The 24,127-nt window shown below is 64.4% G+C and carries 21 protein-coding genes and 1 pseudogene; 8 read left to right on the top strand and 14 right to left on the bottom strand.

Annotated features, from left to right (window positions below; all coding sequences use genetic code 11):
- Positions 1-8: 8 nt before the first annotated feature.
- From ACQ4WL_RS26910 to ACQ4WL_RS26865, 10 genes and pseudogenes are all read right to left on the bottom strand, one after another.
- Positions 9-1,769 carry a vWA domain-containing protein gene (locus ACQ4WL_RS26910; protein ID WP_436512698.1) on the bottom strand — a complete coding sequence of 587 codons (1,761 nt, stop codon included), beginning with the start codon at positions 1,767-1,769 and terminating at the stop codon, positions 9-11.
- The gene (locus ACQ4WL_RS26905) at positions 1,766-2,737 is read right to left on the bottom strand and encodes a hypothetical protein (protein WP_436512696.1); all 972 of its coding nucleotides are present in this window, start codon (positions 2,735-2,737) and stop codon (positions 1,766-1,768) included. The genes ACQ4WL_RS26910 and ACQ4WL_RS26905 overlap by 4 nt, the downstream gene beginning before the upstream one ends.
- Positions 2,738-2,746: 9 nt before the next feature.
- Positions 2,747-3,220, bottom strand: coding sequence for a hypothetical protein (locus tag ACQ4WL_RS26900; RefSeq protein WP_436512694.1), 474 nt, complete (start codon positions 3,218-3,220; stop codon positions 2,747-2,749).
- On the bottom strand, positions 3,217-4,797 hold the full coding sequence (locus ACQ4WL_RS26895) for an AAA family ATPase (protein WP_436512693.1): 1,581 nt from the start codon (positions 4,795-4,797) through the stop codon (positions 3,217-3,219). Before ACQ4WL_RS26895 ends, ACQ4WL_RS26900 begins: the two co-directional genes overlap by 4 nt.
- 74 nt (positions 4,798-4,871) lie before the next feature.
- Positions 4,872-6,023 carry an ABC transporter permease gene (locus ACQ4WL_RS26890; protein WP_436512691.1) on the bottom strand — a complete coding sequence of 384 codons (1,152 nt, stop codon included), beginning with the start codon at positions 6,021-6,023 and terminating at the stop codon, positions 4,872-4,874.
- Positions 6,020-7,201 carry an ABC transporter permease gene (locus tag ACQ4WL_RS26885; protein ID WP_436512690.1) on the bottom strand — a complete coding sequence of 394 codons (1,182 nt, stop codon included), beginning with the start codon at positions 7,199-7,201 and terminating at the stop codon, positions 6,020-6,022. Before ACQ4WL_RS26885 ends, ACQ4WL_RS26890 begins: the two co-directional genes overlap by 4 nt.
- 6 nt (positions 7,202-7,207) lie before the next feature.
- A complete protein-coding gene (locus ACQ4WL_RS26880; RefSeq protein WP_436512688.1) occupies positions 7,208-8,182 on the bottom strand; it encodes an HlyD family secretion protein in 975 nt (324 codons plus the stop codon).
- Complete coding sequence (locus ACQ4WL_RS26875) at positions 8,182-9,594, bottom strand: TolC family protein (RefSeq protein WP_436512686.1); 1,413 nt, start codon at positions 9,592-9,594, stop codon at positions 8,182-8,184. The genes ACQ4WL_RS26880 and ACQ4WL_RS26875 overlap by 1 nt, the downstream gene beginning before the upstream one ends.
- Before the next feature lie 240 nt (positions 9,595-9,834).
- Positions 9,835-10,038: pseudogene (locus ACQ4WL_RS26870) on the bottom strand (bifunctional aspartate transaminase/aspartate 4-decarboxylase); the annotation flags it as partial.
- An 86-nt stretch (positions 10,039-10,124) separates the two neighbouring features.
- Positions 10,125-10,985: a substrate-binding periplasmic protein gene (locus tag ACQ4WL_RS26865; protein WP_436512684.1), complete on the bottom strand. Its 861-nt coding sequence runs from the start codon at positions 10,983-10,985 to the stop codon at positions 10,125-10,127.
- A 248-nt stretch (positions 10,986-11,233) separates the two neighbouring features.
- Between ACQ4WL_RS26865 and ACQ4WL_RS26860 the strand changes: the two genes are divergently transcribed.
- The gene (locus tag ACQ4WL_RS26860) at positions 11,234-11,497 is read left to right on the top strand and encodes a heavy-metal-associated domain-containing protein (RefSeq protein ID WP_071078113.1); all 264 of its coding nucleotides are present in this window, start codon (positions 11,234-11,236) and stop codon (positions 11,495-11,497) included.
- Positions 11,498-11,532: 35 nt separating this feature from the next.
- Here the strand turns inward: ACQ4WL_RS26860 and ubiT are convergent, their stop codons facing one another.
- The 3 genes from ubiT to ubiU all read right to left on the bottom strand — a co-directional run bounded on the left by ubiT (position 11,533) and on the right by ubiU (position 14,141).
- On the bottom strand, positions 11,533-12,060 hold the full coding sequence (gene ubiT / locus ACQ4WL_RS26855) for a ubiquinone anaerobic biosynthesis accessory factor UbiT (RefSeq protein ID WP_436512682.1): 528 nt from the start codon (positions 12,058-12,060) through the stop codon (positions 11,533-11,535).
- A 20-nt stretch (positions 12,061-12,080) separates the two neighbouring features.
- Complete coding sequence (ubiV, locus tag ACQ4WL_RS26850; RefSeq protein ID WP_436512680.1) at positions 12,081-12,977, bottom strand: ubiquinone anaerobic biosynthesis protein UbiV; 897 nt, start codon at positions 12,975-12,977, stop codon at positions 12,081-12,083.
- A 126-nt stretch (positions 12,978-13,103) separates the two neighbouring features.
- The gene (gene ubiU / locus ACQ4WL_RS26845) at positions 13,104-14,141 is read right to left on the bottom strand and encodes a ubiquinone anaerobic biosynthesis protein UbiU (protein ID WP_436512678.1); all 1,038 of its coding nucleotides are present in this window, start codon (positions 14,139-14,141) and stop codon (positions 13,104-13,106) included.
- 161 nt (positions 14,142-14,302) lie between these two features.
- On the opposite strand from ubiU, the gene ACQ4WL_RS26840 reads away from it, so the two are divergent.
- From ACQ4WL_RS26840 to ACQ4WL_RS26810, 7 genes are all read left to right on the top strand, one after another.
- Complete coding sequence (locus tag ACQ4WL_RS26840; protein ID WP_096234812.1) at positions 14,303-14,719, top strand: hypothetical protein; 417 nt, start codon at positions 14,303-14,305, stop codon at positions 14,717-14,719.
- Positions 14,720-14,837: 118 nt separating this feature from the next.
- Positions 14,838-16,586, top strand: coding sequence for a ribonucleoside triphosphate reductase (locus ACQ4WL_RS26835; RefSeq protein ID WP_436512676.1), 1,749 nt, complete (start codon positions 14,838-14,840; stop codon positions 16,584-16,586).
- A complete protein-coding gene (nrdD, locus tag ACQ4WL_RS26830) occupies positions 16,583-16,783 on the top strand; it encodes an anaerobic ribonucleoside-triphosphate reductase (protein ID WP_436512675.1) in 201 nt (66 codons plus the stop codon). The genes ACQ4WL_RS26835 and nrdD overlap by 4 nt, the downstream gene beginning before the upstream one ends.
- The gene (locus ACQ4WL_RS26825) at positions 16,773-17,480 is read left to right on the top strand and encodes an anaerobic ribonucleoside-triphosphate reductase activating protein (RefSeq protein WP_436512674.1); all 708 of its coding nucleotides are present in this window, start codon (positions 16,773-16,775) and stop codon (positions 17,478-17,480) included. Before nrdD ends, ACQ4WL_RS26825 begins: the two co-directional genes overlap by 11 nt.
- A 148-nt stretch (positions 17,481-17,628) precedes the next feature.
- Positions 17,629-21,684 (top strand): Pls/PosA family non-ribosomal peptide synthetase, encoded by a 4,056-nt coding sequence (locus tag ACQ4WL_RS26820; RefSeq protein WP_436512672.1) that lies wholly within the window; start codon positions 17,629-17,631, stop codon positions 21,682-21,684.
- A 9-nt stretch (positions 21,685-21,693) separates the two neighbouring features.
- A complete protein-coding gene (locus tag ACQ4WL_RS26815; RefSeq protein WP_436512670.1) occupies positions 21,694-22,281 on the top strand; it encodes a 4'-phosphopantetheinyl transferase family protein in 588 nt (195 codons plus the stop codon).
- A 209-nt stretch (positions 22,282-22,490) separates the two neighbouring features.
- Positions 22,491-23,399: a LysR family transcriptional regulator gene (locus tag ACQ4WL_RS26810; protein ID WP_436512668.1), complete on the top strand. Its 909-nt coding sequence runs from the start codon at positions 22,491-22,493 to the stop codon at positions 23,397-23,399.
- Here ACQ4WL_RS26810 and ACQ4WL_RS26805 read toward each other — a convergent pair.
- On the bottom strand, positions 23,396-24,073 hold the full coding sequence (locus ACQ4WL_RS26805) for a phosphoribosylanthranilate isomerase (protein WP_436512666.1): 678 nt from the start codon (positions 24,071-24,073) through the stop codon (positions 23,396-23,398). The two genes, ACQ4WL_RS26810 and ACQ4WL_RS26805, sit on opposite strands and share 4 nt — an antisense overlap.
- Positions 24,074-24,127: the final 54 nt, after the last annotated feature.

Genomic DNA, 24,127 nt, shown 5'->3' with positions numbered 1-24,127 from the left:
CCCCGGATTTAAACATAGTGGCGCCGGCTGAACGCCCGCGCAAAGTCCAGCAAGTCCTCGTAACGCTCGACGGCGTGGATATCCCAGCCCTGTTCGCGGCGCGCGCGTTTTAAATCGTCATAGGTTTTCTGCAGCCACTTGTGGCTGGCCGCGCCATCCCAGTTGTGCTCCAGGTTCAGGGCCATGGTACCGCCCGCGCCGCCCTGGGCCAGCGCCTTGGCGGAAACATCCCAGCCGCTGTTGCCCAGTTCATCCTTGTCGAACATGGTGGTGATGCCATCGTCAGAAATCATCAAGATGTGCGCGGGCCGTTCGCGCCTGGCCGCATAGGTCTGACGCAGGCGGTGGATGGGGAAACAGGTGCCGCCGCCGAAAAATTCCGTCAGCACCCCCAGGATCAAGTCTTCATCGCGCAAGAAACCCGGTGTCTGCATCACCTCGTTCTTGCCACTCCACAGAGTCACCTGCACTTTCGCGCCCGCGCGCAGGGCGGACAAGGCGATGACGGCGCCAGCCAGCGTCAGGAACGAAGTATGCGCCTGCGGGTTCGGCATGGAGCCGGAACTGTCCACGTACATGTCCAGGTCGACGGGCACGGCGTCGCTGGTGCGCGCCGGTTCGCGGCCATACACGCGGCGCACGGTGGTCACGCCCGGCACGGGCCGGGGCGACTGCATCACGGACTGCAGCCAGTCGATGTCTTCCAGCGGGTCGCCGATTTCCCATGGTTCCAGCCCTTCCATCTGCGGCTCCTGCGATTCGGGCGCGGGGCGCGAAGGAAACGCCACCAGGTGCGGCAAGGCCCGTTCGCGGTAGTAGCGTATGGCAATTTCATGGTCGCTCAAGTCCACGCCCGAGGCCTTCAATATATCGCCCAGCTCGAACGGTTCGCGCAACTGGCCACCACCCGGCCTGGCCGGCGCCTCGGCTTGCGGCTCTTCGCCATCAAGGCCGGATATGCGCTTGTCGTGCACCGGGTGGATGGCGCCGCCCTCTTCGTCATCCTCGATCTGCTGCGCGCCATACGTCTGGCAGCCGCGGGCAGCGTCGCGCGTGTCCTGCAGATAGCGGCTCGGGCTCAAAGCGTCCGTATCCTCGACCAGGTAAGGCAGCAGCAAGGTGGCGAAGCGGCCCGCCGCCAGCATCCAGTCGTTCGCATACACGCGTATCAGGCGCGCGCCCAGCCAGGCATCCGTGTCCAGGCGCTCATCCACATTGGCGCCACCCAGCTCGCCCTTTTCCAGCTGCCACAGGTTTTCATAGATGCGCATGTACAAGGTCCACACGCCACCGCTTTTAGCGTCAGCTTGCGCCGTGCGCCCCTGCTGCAGCTTGCGGTAGATGTCGGCCATGCGCAGGTTCGCCTGGCGCTGCAAACGGTCATTGATGAACAGGTCCGTGTACAGGTTGGCCACCATGGGCGCGTGCTGCTCCAGGGTGGGCAAGGCGCGGCGCATGCGCGCCAGCAGGCGAAACTGGTCGCTGGCGCTGCCCGGCGCGAGGATGTGGTGGCCGATTTCATGGGCGAGCACTTCCAGCGCATAGTCGTCCAGGCCCAGCTCCGTCACCAGCGGCAAGTCCACCACCACGCTCTGGTCCAGCAAACGGATCATGGCGAAGCTGCCGGACAGGCCTTGTTTGCTGGCCTGAACATGGCTGGCGCACAGGCTCGGGTCGCGCAAGCGCGTAAATTTGCTCCACACGGCCAGTGCCTCGGGCCAAGCGGCGCGCCAGGCGTCGATCAGGGCGGTGTCGGCGTCCTTCTTCATGCGAGCGGCAGCAGGCGGATCGCGTGCGTCCAGGGCGAGGTGATGGCCAGCGTATGCGCATTCGCGGCGATGGTGATGTCGCCGGCAGGCAGGTCGAGCGCGATGCTGCGCGCGCCGATATGCACGGTCGTCCCTTCGAGACGCACGGCCGATGGCATCTCGGCATTCGCCTGCTCAAACTCCTGCGCCGTGGCGCCATGCAGCACGGCGCCATAGGCATCGGCCACCAGCAGATAATGGCGTTCGCCGCTGCGCACGATAAAACCGTCCTTTGTGGCGCGCACTTGCGGCGGCGTGGCGAAGTTGCCGCCCAGGCCAGTGAATGCGCCAAACTCCCGGCCATCGGCATTGCCGCGCCAGGGATAGTCCAGCAACTGCGCACGCACCTGCGGCCATTGCGCGCCCGGCTCGCCAAAGGCGGCCAGCGCCAGCGCTTGTGGCAAAGTGTCGGCGGCGGCCAGCGCGCCCAGGCGGAAATGCGCGACGCCGGCGCGCCAGGCCAGCACCTGGCCCACGGCACGCAGCTGCACGACGCTGCCGACTTGCGGCGCCACGGCGGCCAGCTCCTGCTGCCACTGCGCGGGCCGCGCTCCCGCCACGGTGCAAAGGTGGATGGCAGCGTTGCTCAGCATGCCCAGCAGCTCGACGGGGGCGGTGGCCAGCAGCGGAGCAAACTGCGGCGCCAGTTCGCGCCAGACGGTGTTGAGGAAGGGATTTTTCGCCGCCGGACCGGCCAGGCCATGGCCCACCAGCGCCAAAGCCATGTCATAGGCGGCCAGGGTGACGCCGCCCACGCGCTCGGGCGCAGCGGCGGCCACGGCCACCACGAGCGGATCGACGCTGTCGTGCAAGAAGGCACCGAAGGCGGCCATGTCGAGCGAGGGAAAGCGCCGGCGCGCTTCCACAGCGCGCACATTGAACTGGGCGCGGCCGCTGGCGAGTATCGAGGCAAAGGCAGGAGAGATCATCGCGGCCTGTCAGTCGCTGTGCGAGAAGTGCAGCAGATAGCGTTCGTTCCCTGATTCGAAGGCAATCTCGTCCCAATGAATCGCATACCAGAAACCGGAAGGCGGCGTCATCGTCACGGCGTACAGGGAAAATCCACCCAGCGCATCGTCGAGCGACTCGAGGAACGCGGCCACCAGCTGCGCGCGAAAGCGCCCGGGTGGCGCCGCCTGCATGTGCCGCGACGAGAAAAACCAGCGCTGGCACACTTGCTCCAGGTGCGCGCGCCCGCACGGCGCCGCATGGAGGTGCCACAGGGCTGCCGGCAAGTCGCGTGCGGGTACGATGACGTGCAAGGCGTAATCTTCGACGCGCAAGCCCAGCGCCGTGGCGAGGTCCGGCGCATCGGGCAGGCGCTGCAACTCGTAGCTCGCACACAGGTCGCTGGCTTCACTATTCAGTAGAGCCAGCGCTTCCAGGAAGCCTTGACAATGCAGGACACTCATTGCGAACGCAGCCAACTGCGGTAATTCGTATAGCGCTGATGCAGGTATTTGAGTTTCAGCAAATCGTCGTACAGGGGGCCATACAGTTTTCTACCCTTCGTGCGTTCGCCAATCAGCTTTTCGATGCGGTTCAGGCGCGCCAGGGTTTCGCGCTCGCTGACGCCATCGAGGCCCAGGTCGAATTCGGCGGACAGCACGCCCACAGGGTCATCGCGGTCCAGGTCCAGGCGGTTGAATTCATCGTTGGACAAATCGAACAAACGGCGCAGCCAGCCCAGCCTGTCGCTGCGGTAAGCGGCGTTTTCCGGCAGCGCGAAGAATGGCGCGTCCGGGTCCGGCTGCAGCTTGTTGTGCAGGACGAAGGGCAGCACCTGGCGCAAGTCTTCCAGCTCCACTTCACCGTTCCCGCGAAAATACGCCATGGCCTTGGCGTAGATCATGAGCGCCATCAGGGTGCGCACGGAGATGCCATTCAAGGTCTGGCAACCGAGGTCCTTCAAACGGTCGCGCCCATTGTCGGCCGCCTGCGCGGCGCCACGGTCGGCACCGGCCAGGCGGGCCGTATCCTTGGTCATGTATTCGAACTGGCCACCGGCCGTCTCGAACAGCTCGAACTGGCTGGCGAAAAATTCCAGGCGCCGGCGCACGGCGTCGGGTATGCCTACCTGTCGGATCGCTACGCCTATTTGATCCACCTCGCCTTCCGTGAAGATGATCTCGGGCGGCACCAGCTCTTCGGGGCGCACGTTTTCTTCCACGCGCAGCAGCAACTCGTTCAGGAAGCGCGGATTGAAGGCCAGCGCCTGCACCGTCACGTCGACCCGGTCGCGCAGCGCTTCGATCACCTGATAGGTGCCGCCACCCTGGTCGTCGTTGGCCGTCAGATACCAGGCTGCTTCCGGGCACTCGTAAATATGGTTCAGCACTTCCGCGTAATTGTCGCCCATGACGGTCAGCAGCGCGCTTTGCGTGCGCGTGGGGATGCGGTTGTATTCATCGACAATCTTCACGCGCATGCCCAGCCAGGCGCGCCAGGCGATGCGGATATCGTCCATGCTTTGCGCGTTCACCAGGTCCGCCGGCAGCGGGTTGCCAAGCAAGTCGGCCACCGTCATTTGCGGGTGGCCGTGCTGCATGGCGCGTTTCACCTCCTTGACGGTGGACCCGGCCAGCACGCCCATCAGCAAGGCGCTGGCCGTCTTGCCCCGTCCCGGCCCGCCGACGAACAGGCATTTGCGGCGCGTGGCAAACGTCAGCAGCGGCAGTAAGATAAAACTGGAATAGCTTTGCGCCGACGGCAGATTCAGGGTGCGGCGGCTGTCGCCCACGGAGTACGTCTGCGACGGGCCATCGTTGTACTCGATATCGTAATGGGGGCTGATGATGGCGTGGTTGACGATCCAGAAATAGGCCTGGCGCAGCTTTTCATCGAAAGGACGCGCTTGCGCCTCGCCTTCTGCTCCCAGCGCGATGGGGCCCTGGTACAGGTCCGCCACGTCGAACTGCCGCGCAACGGGCGCGGACTTGGGTTTGGTGGGGGCCTGGGAGACGCGCTGGAACAGGTTGAAAGGAGACATGGTTCGTTTACTTTAAATGGGGTCATACCCGGCGGGTCTGACCCCGGGTACGAAATTATTGCATATCGTTCCCATTACGCCTTGTTCAAATCAACAACCGTTTCCTCCAGCTTGCGCCAGCGCCACCAACCCAGCGCCACGCACGCGATCAGCAAGGCCAGCAAGCCTGCCACTTCGTGGCGGATTTCATACAGCGAAGCGCCCATTTGATTAAGCGCAACAAAACCCTGGATGCCGGCCGTCGATGGCAGCAGCCAGCGCAGCCATTGCAGCACGACGGGCATGGACGACACTGGCCAGGTCAGGCCCGCCAGGAACAGCACCGGCATCGAGGTGGCGATCATCAGCTGCGTGCCCCGTTCGCGCGTGCGGAACAGCATGCCCAGCAGCATGCCGAAGGCCGCTTCCGCCAGCGAGAACAGCACCAGCAGCAAGAGCATGCCGCCGAAGTTGCCGCCACGCGGGTAATCCTGGAACCAGAAGACGAAACCGAAGAAATAGCAGCAGTTGAGGAACGCCACGCAGGCAAACGCCAGCAGCATGCCCGCATAGCCGCCCGCCGTGCGCCGGCCCGCTATCGGAAAGCTCTTGCGCAGGTACCAGGTGCCGAACAGCATGGTCATGCCGATCAACAAGGTCTGCTGCACAATGAGAGTGGCCACTCCTGGCACGACATACGCGCCATAGCCTTCCTTGACGTTAAACAGGGGCACGGCATCAAAGGCGATGGGCGCGCGCTGCTGGTTGGCCTGGAGGGTGGATGGCGTGCCCGCGCCCAAACGCTTGAGCTCAATACCGGCCGACACGGTGCCCACCACTTCGGCCAGGCCGTTCAAGGCCACCTTGTTGAGCATCAGATACAAGCCATTGCCCGCCACCTGCGCGTGGGCAGCGCGGCCAGCCAGCACGTCCGTCTGCAAGCCGTCGGGAAGGATCAGTACACCCATGACCTTGTCGCGCCACAGCAAATCTTGCGCGACGGGCAAGTCCGGCGTGACTGCCACGACCTGCAATGAAGGATGGGCCATGGCGAAGCGCGTCAGCTGGCGCGACATGGCGCTGCGGTCCTGGTCGACGACCGCCACGGGCACGCGCTGGACGATTTCCGTCGAGTACGGCAACGGATAGAAGAAGGAATAGATGATGCCGCCGATGAACAGCAAGGTCAACGCGCCCTTGTCCGTCAGCATGGCGCGCCAAGTGGCGAGGAAGGATTGCCACATCATGCACGCCCCCAGGCGGCAGGCGCATTCGCGCGGCGCGCCAGCAGGAATACGCCCACGGCGCCGCAGCCGATGGCAAAGCCGGCCAATATCAGCATTTCCTGCACGCCATAGCGCCACGGCGCGCCGGCCAGCCAGTATTTGGTTTGCAGCTGCAGATAATGCGTGAGCGGCAAGGCTTCCGCCCAGGCGCGGGCCGGCGCCGGCATGGCCATCAAGGGAAAGGCCTGGCCCGCAAACGCGAAGGCCGGCGCCGTGATGAAGGCCGCGCCCGACAGGGCCAGGCGCAGGGACAAGGTGGCGGCGATCAGCAAGGTGGCCAGGCCGCAGTAGGCGAGCACCAGCAGCAACATGCTCAGCAGCAAGGCCGGCAAGCTGCCCGCCACGGCCCAGTCCCGCACCAGGCTGAAAAACAGCAAGTACAGCAGCGCCAGCGCACTGTAGGCAATCAGGGGAAACAGCAGCTTGGCGCCGACGGCGCGCAGCCAGCTGCCGTTGGCCGAGGCCAGCCATTGGGGCACGGTGCCGTCGCGCAATTCACGCCCGATGCTCGTGACGACGGCGACGACGATGAAAATCTGCAGCATGGCGGGCATCAGGGCCAGGGTCAAAAACGCTTCATAGCTGGTGTTTTCATTGTACAAACTGTTCAGTGTCGTGCGGATCGGTTCGAACTGGGCCGCCGCCTGCACGCCCGACATGCCCTTTTTCACCCGCGCCGTCATCTCGATGCCGGCCGACAAGGTCGTGCTGACCGTGCGCACGTCGCGCAACAGGGCGCCCGCGTGCGAGGAGAACTGCGCGTTGTACAGCCATTGCACGGTGGCTTGGCGGCCGCCCAGCAGTTTCTGTTCGAAATCGCCGGGAATGAGCAGATAGCCAAACGCCGTGCGTTCGCGCAAGCGATGCAGGGCTTCGTCGCTGGACGCCACTTTCGCCGCCACCTCGATGCCTGGCGAGGCGTCGAGCCAGCGCGTGAGCTGGCGCGACAAGGCGGAATTATCGTTATCGATGACGACGATGGGCAAGTCGCGCGCGATGCCGGCGGAAAATACCAGCCACAACATGCCGCACAGCACCACCGGAATCCAGCTGAGCATGCCGAAGTCCCAGAAGTCGCCGCGCAGCCGCCGCCACTCGCGTGCCAGCGTAGAAACCGGGCCTTTATCCGCTTCGTTCATCGCGTATCAGAGCGGCGGAAACACGACCGACATGCCCGGACGCAAGCCATCGACCTTGATGGCCGGACGCAAGCGGATTTCAAACGTGCGCAAGTCCGTGCCGCCCGGACGGGCCGCACGCCATGTGGCAAAATCGGGCAACACGGCCACGGAGCTGACCTTGAAGCTCACTTGCTGTTTCAGCGCCGGCACGTTGGCCGTGTGCGTGCTGCCCATGGCAAACGCGGCCATTTCATCTTCGCGCACTTGCAGCACGGCCCAGGCGTCATCGAGGTTCACCAGGGTAATCACGGGAAAGCCTTGCGGCGCCAGTTCACCGGGCTGTATCTGGATCTTGCTGACCTGCCCGGCCACGGGCGCGGCGATCTTCGTTTCGGCCAGGGCGATCTGCGCTTCCGTCAGCACGGCGCCCACCTGGCGCGCCTGGGCGGCGGCGGCCGTCTTGTCCTCGGGACGGGCGCCTTTTTGCGCCATGTCATATTGCGCCCGGGCAGCTTGCGCCAGCTGGTCGGCGGCGCGCCATTGCGCTTGCGCCTCGTCACGTTTCTGCTGGGCGATCACGCCTTGCTCGAACATATTGTTGACGCGGGTGTACGTCGTCTTGGCGATGGTGGCGCCCGTTTGCGCCCGTTCCCAATTGGCTTTCGCGGCGGCGACTTCTTCCGGACGCGCACCGGCTTGCGCCTTTTGCGCCACGGCATCGGCTGCCTGCGTAGCGGCCGTCGCTTGCGCGATCTTCGCGTCCACTTCCGGGCTCGTCAGCTGGAACAGCAGCTGGCCTTTCGGCACCGTCTGGCCCAGCTTGACGTACAGCTCGCCCACCCTGCCCGGCACTTTCGACGAGACATTGACTTCCTGCGCATCCATCTGTCCCTGCAAAGGCAGGCGCTGCGGCTGGAACGCCTGGTACAGGCCCCAGCCCACGAAGGCTAGCACGATGACGGCGGCGACTATGGCCAAGGGTTTTTTGGAAGTACTCATTATTTGGTGTCCACAGGTAATTGGATATCGGCCGCGGCCGCCAGGCTGCCCAGGCGCTGCGTCTCGCCCGTCGCTTCCAGCAATTGCGCCAGCCCCATCACATAGTTATAGGCGGTCTGCGCGCGCTGGGTCTCGACCTTGGCCAGGTTCAGGCGCGCGTCGACCACTTCCAGCGACGTCACTTGCCCTTGCTGGAAAGCCACTGTTTGCAAGCGGATATTTTCACGTGCCAGTTCCACCGACGAGGCCGTGGACAGGTACTGGATGCGGGCGTTTTCCAGCGCGCGCCAGTTCTTTTCGATCAGGGTGGGAATATCGCGCTCGGCCTGGCGCGCCACCACTTCCACCCGCTCCTGGTCGAGCTTCGCGGCGGCGATCATCTTGCCTGTATTGATGCGGTGCACCAGGGGCACGGACACGACCAGGCCGATGGCCCAGTTCGAGCGCACAAGCTTTTCACTGCCGCGATTCAAATTGTAGTTACCGATGGCAAAGACGGTGGGCGCGTATTCCTTGCCGTGCAGCTTCAAGGCTTGCTCAGCCTGCACGCGCTTGCTGTCGATCTTTTTCCAGTTCGCATTTTCGCGCATGCCCGTGCTGATGAACGATTGCAAGGTCCCGACCGGCAAGCTGTTGACGAACAGCGGTGTGCTGGGACGCACTTGCGTATTGACGGCGAGCAAATGATCGAGCGCCACTTGCGCGATTTCTTCGTCGCTGCGCGCCTGCGCTTCCTCGCTACGGGCGCTGTCCAGTGCCACGTCGGCACGCAGGCGTTCCGCGCGCGAAATCAGGCCACCCTTTTCAAGCTTGGCCGCATCGCGCTGGTGCTGCGTCACGCCGGCCGTCACTTCGGCCCGCACGGCCACCACCCGCTTGGCCAGCAACAACTGGAAATAGCGCTGCGCCACCAGGGTGGCCAGCTGTTCTTGCGCTTCCGTGTGCTCGGCCTGGGCGGCCAGGGTGAGGCTGGAAGCGAGGCCTTTGACGGCATCGAGGCGCCCGCCCGTGTAGATGGGCCACATGCCCAGCAAACCGAACGAGGTCAGGTCCGTCACCACTTCACGGTTCAGGGAATTGGGAATGTGCGGCGTGGGCAAACCGGGAATCGGTGGCAGCACCGATTCGATGCCGCCCACCACGCCGGCCAGGCCGCTCGTATCGATACTCAAATCGGTCGACAAGCGGCCGCGAAACGCCGTCAAGTCCACGGATGGGCCGTCGATATTCGACAAGGCTTCGGCCTTCAGTGTTTTTGCGCGCACGTCGAGCGCGGCGCCTTGCACGGCGCCCGAAGCCTTGGCCGCTTGCTGCAGCGCTTCGTTGAATGTCAGCGGTTCCGCTAGGGCGGGCATGGCCGCGCCCAGCGCGCCCGCCAGCAATAATGATAAGTGTCCTTGCAATCTGCCCATGTAGCGTCCAGTCAATGAATGAGGGGAAAGCACGGGGTTGCCATGTTTATACTTTCACAATAGCAATTATATCCACGGATGTCCATTCCAGGCTGCACTATTGGTTACTGCGGCTGCCACCCAAAAACGGACGCCTCTTGCGGGGCACCCGTTTGACTCAGAGTAAGCGGCTACCGACTTGCTGCATCGCCTTCTTGACGCCCGATTCCTCGGCCAGGCGGAACAGCACGTCACGCAGCAGTATTTCGAGAACGAATATACGAGGATGGAGTTGAACGGGCAAATGGCGAACAGCGAAACGAAATTATCGGCAAACGTGCCATACACGTCATCGGTCAGGATGATCAGGTCCGGGCGCTTCTTGATGATCTTGGCGATGTATTCCAGCGTCTCGTCATCGATCTTGACGGAGGGAAGATTGCTGGGGGTGACGAGGAAAAAGCCTTGACTCTCGGTCCAGCAGCACGGGCGCTTACAGCTTGAGAATAAAGTGGCCTGCCATTTCCAATCTGACACCGATAAAAAAACCACTAATAATAATTCTGACGATACCAGAGTGCCTTGCGCGCCAGCGGCGTCTCCTCCGGCAAGTCGGGATTGGCCAGCTCCAATACATACCGATGGGACAGCTTCAGACCCTGCGCGAGGCGCCCGAAATGACGCTGGAACAGCTGCGCGAAACTGCCATCGGCGAGCATGGTTTCCAGTCCGATTTCAATGTGGCGTGCCAGTTCCGGCCGGTGCCTGCCGACAAAAAAGTACAGCGCGGCCGGGTAGCGGATGACCAGGTGGGTGTCGAGCGCCAGCGGCAATTGCGCGTGGCTGGCCAGCTCGCTTTGCGCCTCGATCACGGAACGGGGAAAGTAATCGATGCGCCCCGCCGCCAGTTGCTGGAACAGGCCTTCGTAGGTACTCGAGGTATCGAGGCGCAAGCCATTCGCTTGCAGGATGGCGGAGTCGGGCCAGTCGCGCATCTGGCCGGCAGACAGCCGCGCCAGGGCGGCGATGCTGCGCACGGCGCGCAGCAACTGCGGCTGGCGCGCCTGGATCAGCGCCACGCGCCAGCCGATCAAGCCACGGTCGATCGGGATGCGCACCGGCAGCAATTGCGTTTCGCGCGCGCGGCTCGTCATGGCCCACACGACATCAACGCTGCCCGACGCGGTGGCGATTTCCTGCATGGCGCGCGTCTGCACCATGCGCAGTTCGGAACGGCGCAATGCATACGCCTGGCCCGCACGCGCCAGCGCCAGTTGCAGCAAAGCCGTCACGTAACCTTGCTGCGGATCATTGAGTGCCTGATGGCGCGGATACACGAGCGGCAACGGCGTGCCGGCGGCCGCGCCCAATGGCCACAGGCCGGCAAGCATGAGCAGGGGGCGGCGTTGCATGGCCCCTCCTTTCCAGCGCTTTCATCAGCGTTCTTATCAGAATGACAGTATCGCGCAGCACGCCACACTTGTCGACTGGAATAAGGAAACAGTGTATAAAACAACAGCAGTTCCAGACTGCCCCGGAGAGAGTAAATTAATCCAGATCAATAAAAACGCACATAGAAAATAAATCTTGCGTGCTGCTCTGGACGGCATGCGCGCCTCTCGCCTACGCTGTTTTTTTATTTGAAAGACAAGAGGAACCCATGCAAACAGCGCGCTTGAATATCATCGGTATGGATCACGAAGGCTGCGCCGACAGGCTGACGGGCGCGCTCGAAGCCGTCACGGGCGTGGCCACCGTGTGCGTCTCGCTGGCGCGCCACGGCGCCACGGTGCAATTTGACGAACGGCTGGCCACGCAGGAACGCCTGCTGGCGGCCGTCAACGACGCCGGCTTCATGGGCGAGGCCTCCGATGAGGAACAACTGCCGTCCTGCAGCGGCGCCTGCGGCCACTGCCGCCACTGAACGCCTGCTCCAGCCCTTCTCCCCCCCTGCTCCGCTCAGCCTTCCCGCGCGCCCCGGTCGCGCAGATGCGCCAGCACGCGGCGCGGTCCCAGCGCCTGTAAATCGAACGGCGGCAGCTCGATGGCGTCGAGCGTATTCTTGAACAACAGGCCCAGCTCCGTATCGCCTTCCAGGCTCAAACGACGGCTGAAGAACAGCGTGTCCGGATCTTCCTGGCGCCGCGCCAGCAGCATCAGGTCATGCACGCTGGCGGCGATGCACAAGTCCGGCACGTCCACATAGCGCTCGGCCACGAACACCGTGCCCTGCCACTCGAAATCGAAGGCGATGCCCGCATCGAGCAAGCGCAGGCGCAGGCTGCGCCCCTCCAGGCTGCGCCGCACATCGTCGGGCAATTGCGGCGCCAGCAAGCGGTTCAAGCCTTGCACGAACAGCCAGGAGGCGGGATACGGCGGCAGCTTGGACAGCAATTCGGCCAGCGGTTGGGGCAGCCGGTACGACATGGCGGGTTTGCTCATGGCGGGCTTGGCCGGGACGGGCAATCTTTCCAATTGATCTTGCATGATGCTTCCTTTCGATGCGTTCAATGAGCGGCGTGCTGTTCCATGCCGGGCTGGCCGTGCCAGTAGCCGTCGCAGGCACCGGCCGGCTGGCAGGCTGCCAGCTGGGCCTGAGCGCCAACGCCGCTGACCTGGCCGCGGCGGGCGCGGTCGAAGATGGCGATGACTTGTTCCGTATGCATGGCCTGCGGGCTGATGCGCGCCACCGCCACGCCCATGTCGCGCATGGCGTCGAGTTCGCGCACCAGGTTGTAGACCAGCGCCGACTGCGTCTGCGTGCCATTCAGTACGAGGAAGGGCACTTCGTCGCGCGTGCGCAGCAGCAGGCCGTCCGGTTCTTCCAGGCAGCTGTAGCCGCAATCGTCCTTCGGCAGATTGCGGTTGCGCGCCGTGAAGCAGCGCGCGGAAAACGCCAGCGGCATGCGGCCATAGGCGAACACTTCCGTCTCCAGCCCTTCCGGTTTCTGGCGCTGCATCTCGGCCAACGCCGTCTGCCCCATTTCCAGCGGCATCACCCAGCGCCGCGCACCCAGGCGCCCCAGCAGTTGCAGGCTGGGGCCATTGAACAGGTTCAAATGGGGGCCGGCGACGAAGGGCGCGCCCTTTTCCATGCAGTGCACGGCGCCCATGTCGTTGGCCTCGACCGTATAGCGGCCATTGCCCGTGATGCGGCGCAGGGTCGCCAGTTCGGCGCCCGCCTCGATCAGCGCCTGCGTCGACAGCACCACTTCCTTGCCGGCAGCGGCCAGCATGTCGGCGATATCGAGCCAGTCGGCCAGGCGCACCTCATGCCGGCGCGAGCACACGGTTTCGCCCAGATACACGATATCGACGGCGGTGCCGGCGATCTGCTGGTAAAACTCGAAGACGGTGGCGCGCGGCCAGTAGTACAGCAAAGGACCCAACGATAGTTTTAGCATGCCTTTTCCAGTATTTTTTAAGTTACAAAACCGTAGCGAGCGGCTCGCGGCGAGGCCGAGAAGCGCAGCCGTGCTCAAGCACGGTGAGCATCGCAGGCCGCGCCCCGGGACGCGCAGTAGGTTTTGCTATTTCCAGGAGCGATGGTAAGCGCCTAAAGTGTGCTGCTGGCCCTCGGCCAGCTTGTCCATGGCCGCCATCCAGCCCGGCTTGACGGCGTAGCGCGCTTTGCCTTCGCGGCAGGCGTCGATCGCTTCGCGCCACACGCGCGTGACCTGCGCCACGTAGGCGGGACTGCGCTGGCGCCCTTCGATTTTCACGGCACGCACGCCCATGGCGATCAGTTGCGGCAGCAGCGCCAAGGTATTCAGGCTGGCCGGCTCCTCGATCGCGTAATACTCTTCGTCGTTGACTTCGAAACGGCCCTTGCACAGGGTGGGATAGCTGGCGTTTTCGCCGGGCGCGTAGCGGTCGATCAGCACGCCGTTCAGGCGCGACTCCAGGCCGTTCGGCGTTTCCAGCCAGCGCACGGATTTCGCTGGCGAGCACACGCCGTGGGTGTTCGGCGCCTCGCCCGTCGCATACGACGACAAGGCGCAACGCCCTTCTACCATCACGCACAGGCTGCCGAAACCGAAGACCTCGATCTCGACTTCCGTCTTGGCTATCAGTTGTTCCACCTGCGCCATCGACAGCACGCGCGGCAGCACGGCGCGGGCGATGCCGAAGTGTTCATGGTAAAAATTGATGGCTTCGTAGTTGGTGGCCGAGCCCTGCACGGACAGGTGCAGGCGCAGCTGCGGCTGGTGCTGGGCCGCATAGGCCATCAGGCCCGGATCGGCAACGATCATGGCGTCGATGCCCGCTTGCGCCGCGCGGTCGATGGCGCTGCGCCACACGGCCCAGTTGTGCGGCTGCGGATAGGTGTTCAGCGCCAGCAGCACCTTGCGTCCGTACTGGTGGGCATAGCGCACGCCCTCGGCGATGGCCTTCTCGTCAAAATTGAGGCCGGCGAAATTGCGCGCATTGGTGGCGTCGCGAAAGCCCAGGTAAACGGTATCGGCGCCATTGTCGACGGCCGCTTTCAGGGCAGGCAGGCTGCCGGCGGGGCAGACCAGTTCCAGCGGTCCGGCCACGCGGGTGGCGGGGGTAGATTCAAGCATCATGATGTTCACAGTCCTGTATCGGCTCAGGGGGCAGACTATAGCCCCGCCCATGCTGCCCAGTCCTTGACGCAGGTGAAGGAATGCATGCATGGCTGGCGCACCTTCAACTTGCTTGACCTGGCTGTAACATGCCCATCTTTCCTCCTGTTTAAGTGCCCACCATGACTCGCAAACCGCTGCTAATTTTCCTTCTGACCCTGTTCCTCACCGCGCTGCAAGTGCAGTGGGCCGGCCCGGCCGATGGCTATGACGCAGGTACCATCTCCGTGCTGTCGCCGGAAGTGCTGGGCGCCTATCCGGGCGTGCTGCTGCTGTTCCTGCTGGCCGTGTTCGCGCGCCGCCAACTGCCGCTGCTGCGTCAGGCCGCCATCTGTACGGGCCTGCTGGCCATCTACTGGCTGCTGGCGAACTACGTCACCTTCGATGCGCGCGTGGCCAGCTGGAGCACCTATACGCCGCTGGAAATCTGGGCCCACGTGCTGCCCGCCTCCGTCGCCAGCATCGCCGCCTGTGGCGCCGCGTTCTTTTGCGCGAGCTGGCTGATCCTGCGCGAAACGCGCTGGAACAAAACCGGTTGAGGTGGTTTTTTCACCTGGATCAAGGATACGCGAATCGCTTGCACGCCACCTTTGACTGCACTACATTTAGTGGATAACCTTCATAAAAACACCGTATGTTGTGTTTATTGGAGGTTTCATGACGACGAATGCAGTTTCTCCCACACGCGGCCAGGTCGATGTCGCCGCGTCCATCAATGAATACCTGGAACGGCGCGACTGGCGCGTGAACGCCAACGCCAACCAGGGGTATTCCCTGGGTGGCCTGATCCTCAATGTCTCGGGCAAGGTCATCGCCAATTACTGGCTGGACCAGGTATATCCACCGGACGTGGGCGCGGCGCACCGGGAAGCGGCGCTGCACATCCACGACCTCGACATGCTGGCCGGCTATTGCGCCGGCTGGTCGCTGCGCACCCTGCTGCATGAAGGCTTGAATGGCGTGCCGGGCAAGATCGAATCGGGTCCGCCGAAACACATGTCGAGCGCCATCGGCCAGATCGTCAATTTTCTCGGTACCCTGCAAAACGAATGGGCCGGCGCGCAGGCGTTCAGCTCCTTCGACACCTACATGGCACCCTATATCCGCAAGGACAGCCTGCGCTACGAAGACGTGCGCCAGTATATGCAGGAGCTGATCTTCAACCTCAACGTGCCATCGCGCTGGGGCACGCAGACGCCGTTTACCAACCTCACCTTCGACTGGGTCTGCCCGGACGACCTGCGCGAGCAGATTCCCGTTATCGCCGGCCAGGAGATGGACTTCAGCTATGGCGAGCTGCAGGCGGAGATGGACATGATCAACCGCGCGTACATCGAGATCATGATGGCGGGCGACGCCAAGGGCCGCGTCTTCACCTTCCCCATCCCGACCTATAACATTACCGAGGATTTCGACTGGCATAGCGAGAATGCGGAACGCCTGTTCGAAATGACGGCCCGCTACGGCCTGCCCTACTTCCAGAATTTCATCAATTCGGAACTCAAGCCGAACATGATCCGCTCCATGTGCTGCCGCTTGCAACTGGACTTGCGCGAACTGCTGAAACGGGGCAATGGCCTGTTCGGTTCCGCCGAGCAGACGGGCTCCCTGGGCGTGGTGACCATCAACTGCGCGCGCCTGGGCCATTTGTGGCGCGGCGACGAGGCGGCGCTGCTGGCCGACCTGGACCGCCTGCTGGAGCTGGGCAAGACCAGCCTGGAAATCAAGCGCCGCACCATCGAGGAACTGATGCAGCAAGGCTTGTTCCCCTACACGAAGCGCTACCTGGGCACCCTGCGCAACCACTTTTCCACCCTGGGGGTGAACGGCATCAACGAGATGATCCGCAATTTCAGCGGCGACGCTTACGACATCACGTCCGCCGAGGGCCATGCGCTGGCGATACGCCTGCTCGACCACGTGCGCGCCCGCATGGTGGCATTCCAGGAAGAGACGGGACATATGTACAACCTGGAAGCGACGCCGGCCGAGGGCACCACCTACCGCTTTGCCCGCGAAGACCGCAAGCGCTATCCCGCCATCCTGCAGGCCGGTACCAGCGACAACCCGTATTACACGAACTCGTCGCAGCTGCCCGTGGGCCATACGGACGACCCGTTCGAGGCGCTGGAGTTGCAGGACGCGCTGCAGCGCAAGTACACGGGCGGCACGGTGCTGCACCTGTACATGACGGAAGCGCTGTCGGATGCGAATGCCTGCCGCGAGCTGGTGAAACGCGCCCTGAGCCGCTTTTCGCTGCCCTACATCACCGTCACTCCCACGTTTTCCATCTGCCCGCGCCATGGCTACCTGGCCGGCAAACATGAATTCTGTCCCACCTGCGACGCGGAGCTGATCGCCCGCAAGCAAGCCCACCCTGTTCCATCACTTGAGGAAACACCATGAACGCACGTCCCGACTTCACTCCCGCCATCACCCTGCTCGATACCGAACGCCAGCGCTGCGAAATCTGGACCCGCGTGATGGGCTATCACCGCCCCGTCGCTTCGTTCAACATCGGCAAGCAGGGCGAATTCCATGAGCGCCAGTATTTTACGGAAGCGAGCGCCCGGGTTGGCCAGCCAGCCTGCCATGGCAGCTGATTTGAAAGTGGGCGGCCTGACGCCCTTTTCCGCCACCGACTATCCGGGCAAGCTGGCGGCCGTGGTGTTCGTGCAGGGCTGCCCCTGGCGTTGCGGCTATTGCCACAATCCGCACTTGCAGGCGCGCACGCCGGAAGGCGCCATGCCCTGGCAGGACGTCTTGACCTGGCTGCGCCGCCGCGTGGGCCTGGTCGACGCCGTCGTCTTCAGCGGCGGCGAAGCGTGCATGGACCCGGCGCTGGCGCGCGCCATGCTCGACGTCAAAGCGCTGGGGTTCGGCGTCGGCCTGCACACGGCTTGCATCTATCCGCAGCGCCTGCAGGAAGTGCTGCCCCTGGTCGATTGGGTGGGCTTCGACATCAAGGCGCCGTTTGCCGACTATCGTCATGTGACCCGCGTAGCCGGCAGCGGCGACCCGGCGCGCGCCTGCCTGGACGCCATCCTCGCCAGCGGCGTGGCCTACGAATGCCGCACCACCACCCACCCGGACTTGCTGCCGGACGAACGGCTGCTGGCCCTGGCCACCACCCTGGCAGCGAAAGGCGTCGACAACTACGTGCTGCAGCAGTTCCGCGCCGAAGGCTGCCAGGATGCGGCGCTGGCCGGCCGCCCCCTGCACGGCTATCCGGCGGCGCACACTGTGGCGCAAATCGGCGCCATGTTTCCGCGATTTACATTCCGTAATCATGGCAGTTGATCCTGCCGCCACATAATTGCCGAAAGATCCACAAAATTCCCCGTTCTGCAACGCTGAAATGTCTGGCGTGCTGTAAGGTATCAACTGTGCCGCGCACCACGCGCAGCCCGTCAGATTCCTCACACCGCATTACAGATAAGCGTCATCCATGAACGATTTCACCGCAGTCAGCCCAGGCACCCCTTCCACCCACGCCGACATCCTGTACGGCCCGCCGCGACCGGATCTGCTGCGCGAGGAAGTGCTGGCCGACCTGCTCGAGGCAACCGCCCGCCGCTGTCCCGGACAAACCGCCCTGATCGACGGCGAGCGCCGCATCACGTATGCGGAACTCGATGCGCAAGCGGGCCTCGCCGCGTCGCGCCTGGTGGCGGCCGGCGTCAAGCCCGGCGACATCGTGGGCCTGTGGCTGCCGCGCGGCAAGCATTTGCTGCTGATGCAGGCAGCGATCGCCAAGGCGGGTGCCGCCTGGCTGCCCGTCGATGAAGACACGCCCGTCGAACGCCTGCAAGTATGCCTGGATGACGCCAACGGTGCTGGCGTCATCAGTTGCGCGCAGTTCGCGCCGCGCCTGTTTGATGCTGGCATCAAACGCCCCGTGTGGACGGCGGAAAGCCTGCTGGCCCCCGCCGCGCCGGGCGAACACCTGCCCGCGCGCGGCGCCGTCCTGCCCGAACACCCGGCGTATGTGATCTACACCTCCGGTTCGACGGGCAAACCCAAGGGCATCCTGATCAATCAACGCAGCATCTGCCACTTCCTGCGCAGCGAAAACGCCGTGCTGGAAGTGATGCAGGACGACACCGTCTACCAGGGCTTTTCCGTCGCCTTCGACATGTCGTTCGAGGAAATCTGGATCGCCTACCTGGTGGGCGCCACCCTGTGGCTGGGTCCGAAGGAGATTTCGGGAGACCCGGAAGCCTTGCCGCGCGCCTTGGCAGCCAACCACGTCACCGTGCTGCACGCCGTACCGACCCTGCTGGCCCTGTTCGCCGCGGAAGTACCGAGCCTGCGCCTGATCAACCTGGGCGGCGAGATGTGCCCGGAGTCCCTGGTCGAGCGCTGGTCGCGCCCGGGCCGCGCCATGTTCAACACCTATGGCCCCACCGAAGCGACCGTCTCGTGCAGCCTGGCGCGCCTGCGGCCCGGCGTGCCCGTCACCATCGGTACGCCGCTGCCCAACTATGGCTTGCTGGTGCTGCAGGTGGCCGAGCCGGGAGAAAACCGTCCCCTGGTTCTGCTGCCACGCGGCGAGACGGGCGAGCTATGCATCATCGGCCCCGGCCTGGCCGAGGGTTACCTGGGCCGCTCCGACCTGACGCTGGAAAAATTCCTGCCCAATCCGTGGGCGACCAGCGAGGATGACGCGCGCCTGTACCGCACGGGCGACCTGGCGCGCATCGATGGCGACGGCCAGGTGCTGTGCCTGGGCCGCGCCGACGACCAGGTGAAAATTCGCGGCTTCCGCGTGGAACTGGGCGAGATCGAAGCCGTGCTGGCGCAGCAGGCGGGCGTGGGCACGGTAGCCGTGTTGCTGCGCAAGGATGACGGCATCGACCAGCTGGTGGCCTACATCGTCGGCAGCGACGAGGCGAGCGACGATGCCCTGGCCACGAAAACCTTGCGCGCGGCCCTGAACCTGCATTTGCCGCCGTATATGGTGCCGGGCCGTTTTGAATTGCTGCCGCTGATGCCGCGCCTCACTTCCGGCAAGATCGACAGGAAGACGCTGAAGGCCATGCCGCTCTCGACGCCGCCGGCAGGCGAGGCGGGCGAATCGGACGTGCCGGAAACGCCGGCCGAAGCGGCCCTGTTCGCGGCGCTGGCCAAGCTGTTCCCGGGCCAGCCGATACGGCGCCAGTTTGACTTCTTCAGCGACCTCGGTGGCCACTCCTTCCTGGCCGCCCGCCTGGCGTCCGCCCTGCGCGCCAATCCGGCTTACGCCCACATGACGGTGCGCGACATTTATCACAATCGCCAGATCGGCAAGATCGCCGCCGTGCTGAACGAAGCGCCCGCGCTGGCCACGCCGGAAGCGGATTGGACGCCGCCATCGGCCATGAAGCGCTGGCTGTGCGGCGCGGCCCAGGCGGCGGCCGTGCCGGGCCTCGTCACCTTGCGCATGGCGCAGTGGATGGCGCCGTTTTTCACCTACCACTTCTTCACGGGCGACTCGGGCGACACCGTGCCGCGCGCCATCGCCGCCTCGATCGGCGTGTTCCTGCTGGCGACATTGGCCGAATTTGCCATCGCGATTGCCGGCAAGTGGCTGATCGCCGGGCGTTTGAAACCGGGTAGCTATCCGCTGTGGGGCGTCACCTACTACCGCTGGTGGCTGGCCGACCGCCTGGTCGAATCGGCGCCCGCCTATCTGCTCAGCGGCTCGTCGCTGAATAGCTGGTGGCTGCGCGCGCTGGGCGCGAAAGTGGGCAAGGAAGTGGTCATCGGCTCGATGACCCTGCGCGCGCCCGACTTGCTGGTCATCGGCGACAACGTCAGCGTGGGCAATGCCGTCAACTTTGAAAACGCCCGCGTGGAACGGGGCCGCTTGCTGCTGGGCCAGATCAGCATCGGCGACGATGCCTGCATCAGCTCTTACGCGATTTTGGAAGGCAATACCAGCGTAGGCGCCTTCGGCCACCTGGAGGGCCAGTCGGCGCTGGCCGATGGCGTGAGCGTGCCGGCGGGCAGGGTCTGGACCGGTTCCCCCGCGCGCGACATCGGCCCCTACGACCCGGCCAGCCAGCCGCCGCGCCCCGCCGTCTCGCGCCTGCGCCTGACGGGCGAAACCCTGTTCTTCTGCTTCGGCATGGTCTTGATCGCCGTGCTGTTCTTCATGCCCGTCTTCCCCAGCTTCGTGCTGATCGACTGGTTCGACGAGCGTGAAATGATGCCGTGGCTGCAGGGCCGCGACGTGACGACCCAGCTGGCCCGCTACTTCCTGCTGGCCTTCCCCGCCAGCGCCGTGCTGATCGTGCTGACCGCCCTGCTGTCGGCCGCCATCCGCTGGGGCGCGCTGCCCCGCTTGAAGCCGGGCAGCTCGCCCGTGCACAGCAATATCTATTGCGCAAAGTGGCTGGTCAGCCATATCCAGGAATCGAGCCTGAACGTGTTGCACGGCATCTACGCCACCGTGTACGCGCCGTACTGGTACCGCCTGCTGGGCGCCAAGGTGGGCAAGGGCGCCGAGATTTCCACGGCGCTGGGCGTGGTGCCCGACATGCTGACCCTGGGCGACGACACCTTCATCGCCGACGCCGTCATGCTGGGCGACGAGCAGATCGACGGCGGCTGGATGACCATGCGTCCCACCATCATCTCGCACCGCAGCTTTGTCGGCAACGGCAGCTATATCCCGGACGGCACCACGCTGCCCGAGCACGTGCTGATCGGCGTGCACACGCATGCGCCGCGCAATGAACAGATGCACAGCGGCGACACTTGGCTGGGCTCCCCGCCCATGCATTTGCCCGCGCGCGAGCAGGTCAGCGGCTTTGCCGAGCACCTGACCTTCAAGCCATCGCTGTTGCGCCGCCTGGGCCGCAGCCTGATCGAAGCGTTCCGCATCGTCGCGCCGCACGCGGTGGTGATCGCCGTCGGCTACACACTGGTGCTCGATGTGATGCCGATTGCGGGCGCGGGACGCTGGGGCGAAGTGGTGAGCGACCTGGCCATCGCCGGCCTGGCTTACGGCATCGGCAATTTTTTAGTGGTCGTGCTGTTCAAGTGGCTGCTGCTGGGACGCTACCGCAAGCACGCGGCGCCCATGTGGACGCCGTTCGTGTGGATATCGGAAGGCGTGACCAACCTGTACGAAGGCATCGCCGTGCCCAACTTCATGCGCTACCTGCGCGGCACGCCGTGGCTGCCGCTGGCCTTCCGCCTGTTCGGCTGCAAGATCGGCCGCGGCGTCTACATGGACACCACCGACATCACGGAATTCGACTGTGTGCACATCGGCGACTACAGCGAATTGAATGCCCTGACCTGCCCGCAGACGCATTTGTTCGAAGACCGCGTGATGAAGATCGACCACGTGGAGATCAGCCAGCGCGTCTACATGGGCCCGCGCAGCTCCGTGCTGTACAGCGCCAAGGTGGGCGACAATGCACGCCTGGGTCCCTTGACCCTGGTGATGAAGGGCGAACACATCCCCGCCGGCAGCAACTGGGCCGGCTGCCCAGCGGCACCTTTGCGTAGCTGATCGCAGCTGATGGATGCCACCGTGCTGTGGTCGGGCGACGGCGTGCTGGTGATCGGCATTGTGCCACCGCCGTCCCGCATGGAAGCGCGCGCACACCTGCGCCAGGCCGTGCGCGTAGCGGCCGCACAATGGCAAAACATGGACATCGAAGCTATTTCAGTGGAGTCGACGCCGGGTTCTTCTCCCCGTTTGCTGCTGGCTGGCGGCGTTGTGGGCCTGTCGTTCAGCCATGACGAGGGGATCTCGCTGGCTGCCGTCCACCTGCATGGCGCGGTCGGCATCGACGTGATGCGGGTGCAGGACGTTCCCGACTGGGCGAATCTGGCGCGCGATTACCTGGGGCCGCAGGTGGCGCAGGAGCTGGCCGCCTGCCCCGATGCGCAGCGTCCATTGGCCCTGGCGCAGGCGTGGACGGCGCGCGAGGCGGCGCTCAAATGTGCGGGTTTACAATTGATGGAATGGAATGAAATGTCACTGAATTGCAATGTACAGCACATCGCCTTGCAGGACGGATTTATCGCGATGCTGGCAACCCCAAAGACGGAGACTGGGGTCAGACCCGACGGGTCTGACCCCAGCTTCACGCTGTTGGGTTGACGCCCTATCAATCCTCTTTACCGTCAGCCGCCCCACCGATCTGGACGAAAATCAGTTTTGCGATAATACTGACGAGCAATCCCAGCACCCCGATCAATTCCAGCATGGTCTTTCCTTTGCAGTGACAGCAGACCAATCCACTGTAGCCTGAACGCCGGGGCAAGGCTAATATCAAATCAGGCAGTCACCGATCTCGAAAAGGCATACGATTGATTTCCATCAGACAGTTCCGCTATTTTGTCGAAGTCGTCGATGCGGGCAGCTATTCGCGTGCGGCGGAAAAGCTGTACATCGCGCAGTCGGCCCTGAGCCGCCAGATCAAGGAACTCGAGGGCGAAGTGCAAGCCCTGCTGCTGACGCGCGACGCGCGCCATATTGAACTCACGCCCGCGGGACAGGTCTTTTATGAACGGGCCAGGCGCATCCTCGACGACATCGATGAAACCGTGCGCCAGACGCGCCACGTGGGACAAGGCGCGCAAGGCATCATCCGCCTGCTGCATTCGAGTTCGGTCACCCTCACGCCCGCCATCGGCGCCGTGCTGAACCGGCTGCTGGCGCAGTTCCCCGGCGTCTCGCTCGATGTATCAAAGGGCTCGTCGGAAAACCAGGCGTTTGACATCGAGGAAGGCCGCGCCGACCTGGGCCTGGTGCGCCTGCCAACCCTGCGCAAGCATGCCAATATCGTCGTGCGCGAACTGTTTGCGGAAAAGCTGGTGGTGGCCGTGTCAGCGATGTCGCCGCTGGCCGCGCTGCAGCGCACGACGATAACCGCCCTGCGCGACGAAGCGTTCGTCTCGATCCCGCACAAGGACCGCGGCGGCCTCAGCTACCTGGTAGCGGGCCTGTGCCTGGCACAGGGCTTCTTTCCCAAGGCGGCGCGCGCCCTGTCGCGCAAGACCTCGCAGCTGAACCTGATCGAGGCCAACATGGGCATCGCCATCGTCCCCGACAGCATGCGCCTGGTGGCGCCGCCCGGCGTGCGTTTTATTGCGCTGCCGGACGAGGAGTCGCATTCCGTCGTGGGCCTGATCTCGCCGCGCGCGGCCAGCGGCATGGTGGCTGCATTTACGGAAGCGTTCGTGCGCGAGATGAACGCGTTGGCAACGACGGATTAACCTTCCGCATACAGCGCCGCATCCACGTCGCGCACGGCCGCCATCAGCAAGGCCAGCTTCATGACATCGAGCTTGCCATCGGTGCGCACGCGCGAGCACAGGTCGATGCCGTAGGGACGCACCTGGCGCAGCGCATCAGCCACGTTGGTGTCGTCCAGGCCGCCGGCCAGGAAGACAGGACGCGAGCTGGCGCGCACGAAGCGCGCGCTGACGGACCAGTCGTGCGTGCGGCCGGTGCCGCCCAGTTCCGGCACGGCCGCGCCAGGGCGGCCGGAATCGAGCAAGAAGGCATGTACATGAGGCGCATAGGCGTGGATCAGTTCCAAAGCCTCGGGCCCTTCCACATGGATCACCTGCACGCGCCGCACGTGGGGCAGCAAGCGCGCCAGCTGCGCCACCTCGCCCGGCTCGATATGCCCGACGATCTGCACGGTCGATGGCTGCGTGGCGCGCACGTGTTCGGCGATACGCTGCGCCGTCGTCTCGGCGGTCAGCAGGAAGGTGGCGACGGGTGGCGGCGTCCAGGCGGCGATTTGCGCGATGCACGCGTCGGGAATCGGGCCGGGACCGGACGGCATGGCCGCCACCAGGCCCAGCGCATCGGCGCCGGCGGCAATCGCCAGTTGGGCTTCGTCGATGGAAGCGATACAGCAGATCTTGATGCGGGTTCTCATGGCCTTGCGTGTTCAAATGGGCTGAGCAACATTACAACACAGGGTGACACGCAC

It is taken from the genome of Janthinobacterium kochi, from assembly GCF_051380715.1.
Taxonomy (GTDB): Bacteria; Pseudomonadota; Gammaproteobacteria; order Burkholderiales; family Burkholderiaceae_D; genus Janthinobacterium.
Note: the sequence above shows the minus strand (reverse complement) of the source record. Positions and strands in the feature narration are given on the sequence as shown.

What these genes read in the sequence shown, in the direction of transcription:
- ACQ4WL_RS26910 (WP_436512698.1), bottom strand. Translation starts at nt 1,769, where the DNA reads ATGAAGAAGGACGCCGACACCGCCCTGATCGACGCCTGGCGCGCCGCT.
- ACQ4WL_RS26905 (WP_436512696.1), bottom strand. Translation starts at nt 2,737, where the DNA reads ATGATCTCTCCTGCCTTTGCCTCGATACTCGCCAGCGGCCGCGCCCAG.
- ACQ4WL_RS26900 (WP_436512694.1), bottom strand. Translation starts at nt 3,220, where the DNA reads ATGAGTGTCCTGCATTGTCAAGGCTTCCTGGAAGCGCTGGCTCTACTG.
- ACQ4WL_RS26895 (WP_436512693.1), bottom strand. Translation starts at nt 4,797, where the DNA reads ATGTCTCCTTTCAACCTGTTCCAGCGCGTCTCCCAGGCCCCCACCAAA.
- ACQ4WL_RS26890 (WP_436512691.1), bottom strand. Translation starts at nt 6,023, where the DNA reads ATGATGTGGCAATCCTTCCTCGCCACTTGGCGCGCCATGCTGACGGAC.
- ACQ4WL_RS26885 (WP_436512690.1), bottom strand. Translation starts at nt 7,201, where the DNA reads ATGAACGAAGCGGATAAAGGCCCGGTTTCTACGCTGGCACGCGAGTGG.
- ACQ4WL_RS26880 (WP_436512688.1), bottom strand. Translation starts at nt 8,182, where the DNA reads ATGAGTACTTCCAAAAAACCCTTGGCCATAGTCGCCGCCGTCATCGTG.
- ACQ4WL_RS26875 (WP_436512686.1), bottom strand. Translation starts at nt 9,594, where the DNA reads ATGGGCAGATTGCAAGGACACTTATCATTATTGCTGGCGGGCGCGCTG.
- ACQ4WL_RS26865 (WP_436512684.1), bottom strand. Translation starts at nt 10,985, where the DNA reads ATGCAACGCCGCCCCCTGCTCATGCTTGCCGGCCTGTGGCCATTGGGC.
- ACQ4WL_RS26860 (WP_071078113.1), top strand. Translation starts at nt 11,234, where the DNA reads ATGCAAACAGCGCGCTTGAATATCATCGGTATGGATCACGAAGGCTGC.
- ubiT (WP_436512682.1), bottom strand. Translation starts at nt 12,060, where the DNA reads ATGCAAGATCAATTGGAAAGATTGCCCGTCCCGGCCAAGCCCGCCATG.
- ubiV (WP_436512680.1), bottom strand. Translation starts at nt 12,977, where the DNA reads ATGCTAAAACTATCGTTGGGTCCTTTGCTGTACTACTGGCCGCGCGCC.
- ubiU (WP_436512678.1), bottom strand. Translation starts at nt 14,141, where the DNA reads ATGATGCTTGAATCTACCCCCGCCACCCGCGTGGCCGGACCGCTGGAA.
- ACQ4WL_RS26840 (WP_096234812.1), top strand. Translation starts at nt 14,303, where the DNA reads ATGACTCGCAAACCGCTGCTAATTTTCCTTCTGACCCTGTTCCTCACC.
- ACQ4WL_RS26835 (WP_436512676.1), top strand. Translation starts at nt 14,838, where the DNA reads ATGACGACGAATGCAGTTTCTCCCACACGCGGCCAGGTCGATGTCGCC.
- nrdD (WP_436512675.1), top strand. Translation starts at nt 16,583, where the DNA reads ATGAACGCACGTCCCGACTTCACTCCCGCCATCACCCTGCTCGATACC.
- ACQ4WL_RS26825 (WP_436512674.1), top strand. Translation starts at nt 16,773, where the DNA reads ATGGCAGCTGATTTGAAAGTGGGCGGCCTGACGCCCTTTTCCGCCACC.
- ACQ4WL_RS26820 (WP_436512672.1), top strand. Translation starts at nt 17,629, where the DNA reads ATGAACGATTTCACCGCAGTCAGCCCAGGCACCCCTTCCACCCACGCC.
- ACQ4WL_RS26815 (WP_436512670.1), top strand. Translation starts at nt 21,694, where the DNA reads ATGGATGCCACCGTGCTGTGGTCGGGCGACGGCGTGCTGGTGATCGGC.
- ACQ4WL_RS26805 (WP_436512666.1), bottom strand. Translation starts at nt 24,073, where the DNA reads ATGAGAACCCGCATCAAGATCTGCTGTATCGCTTCCATCGACGAAGCC.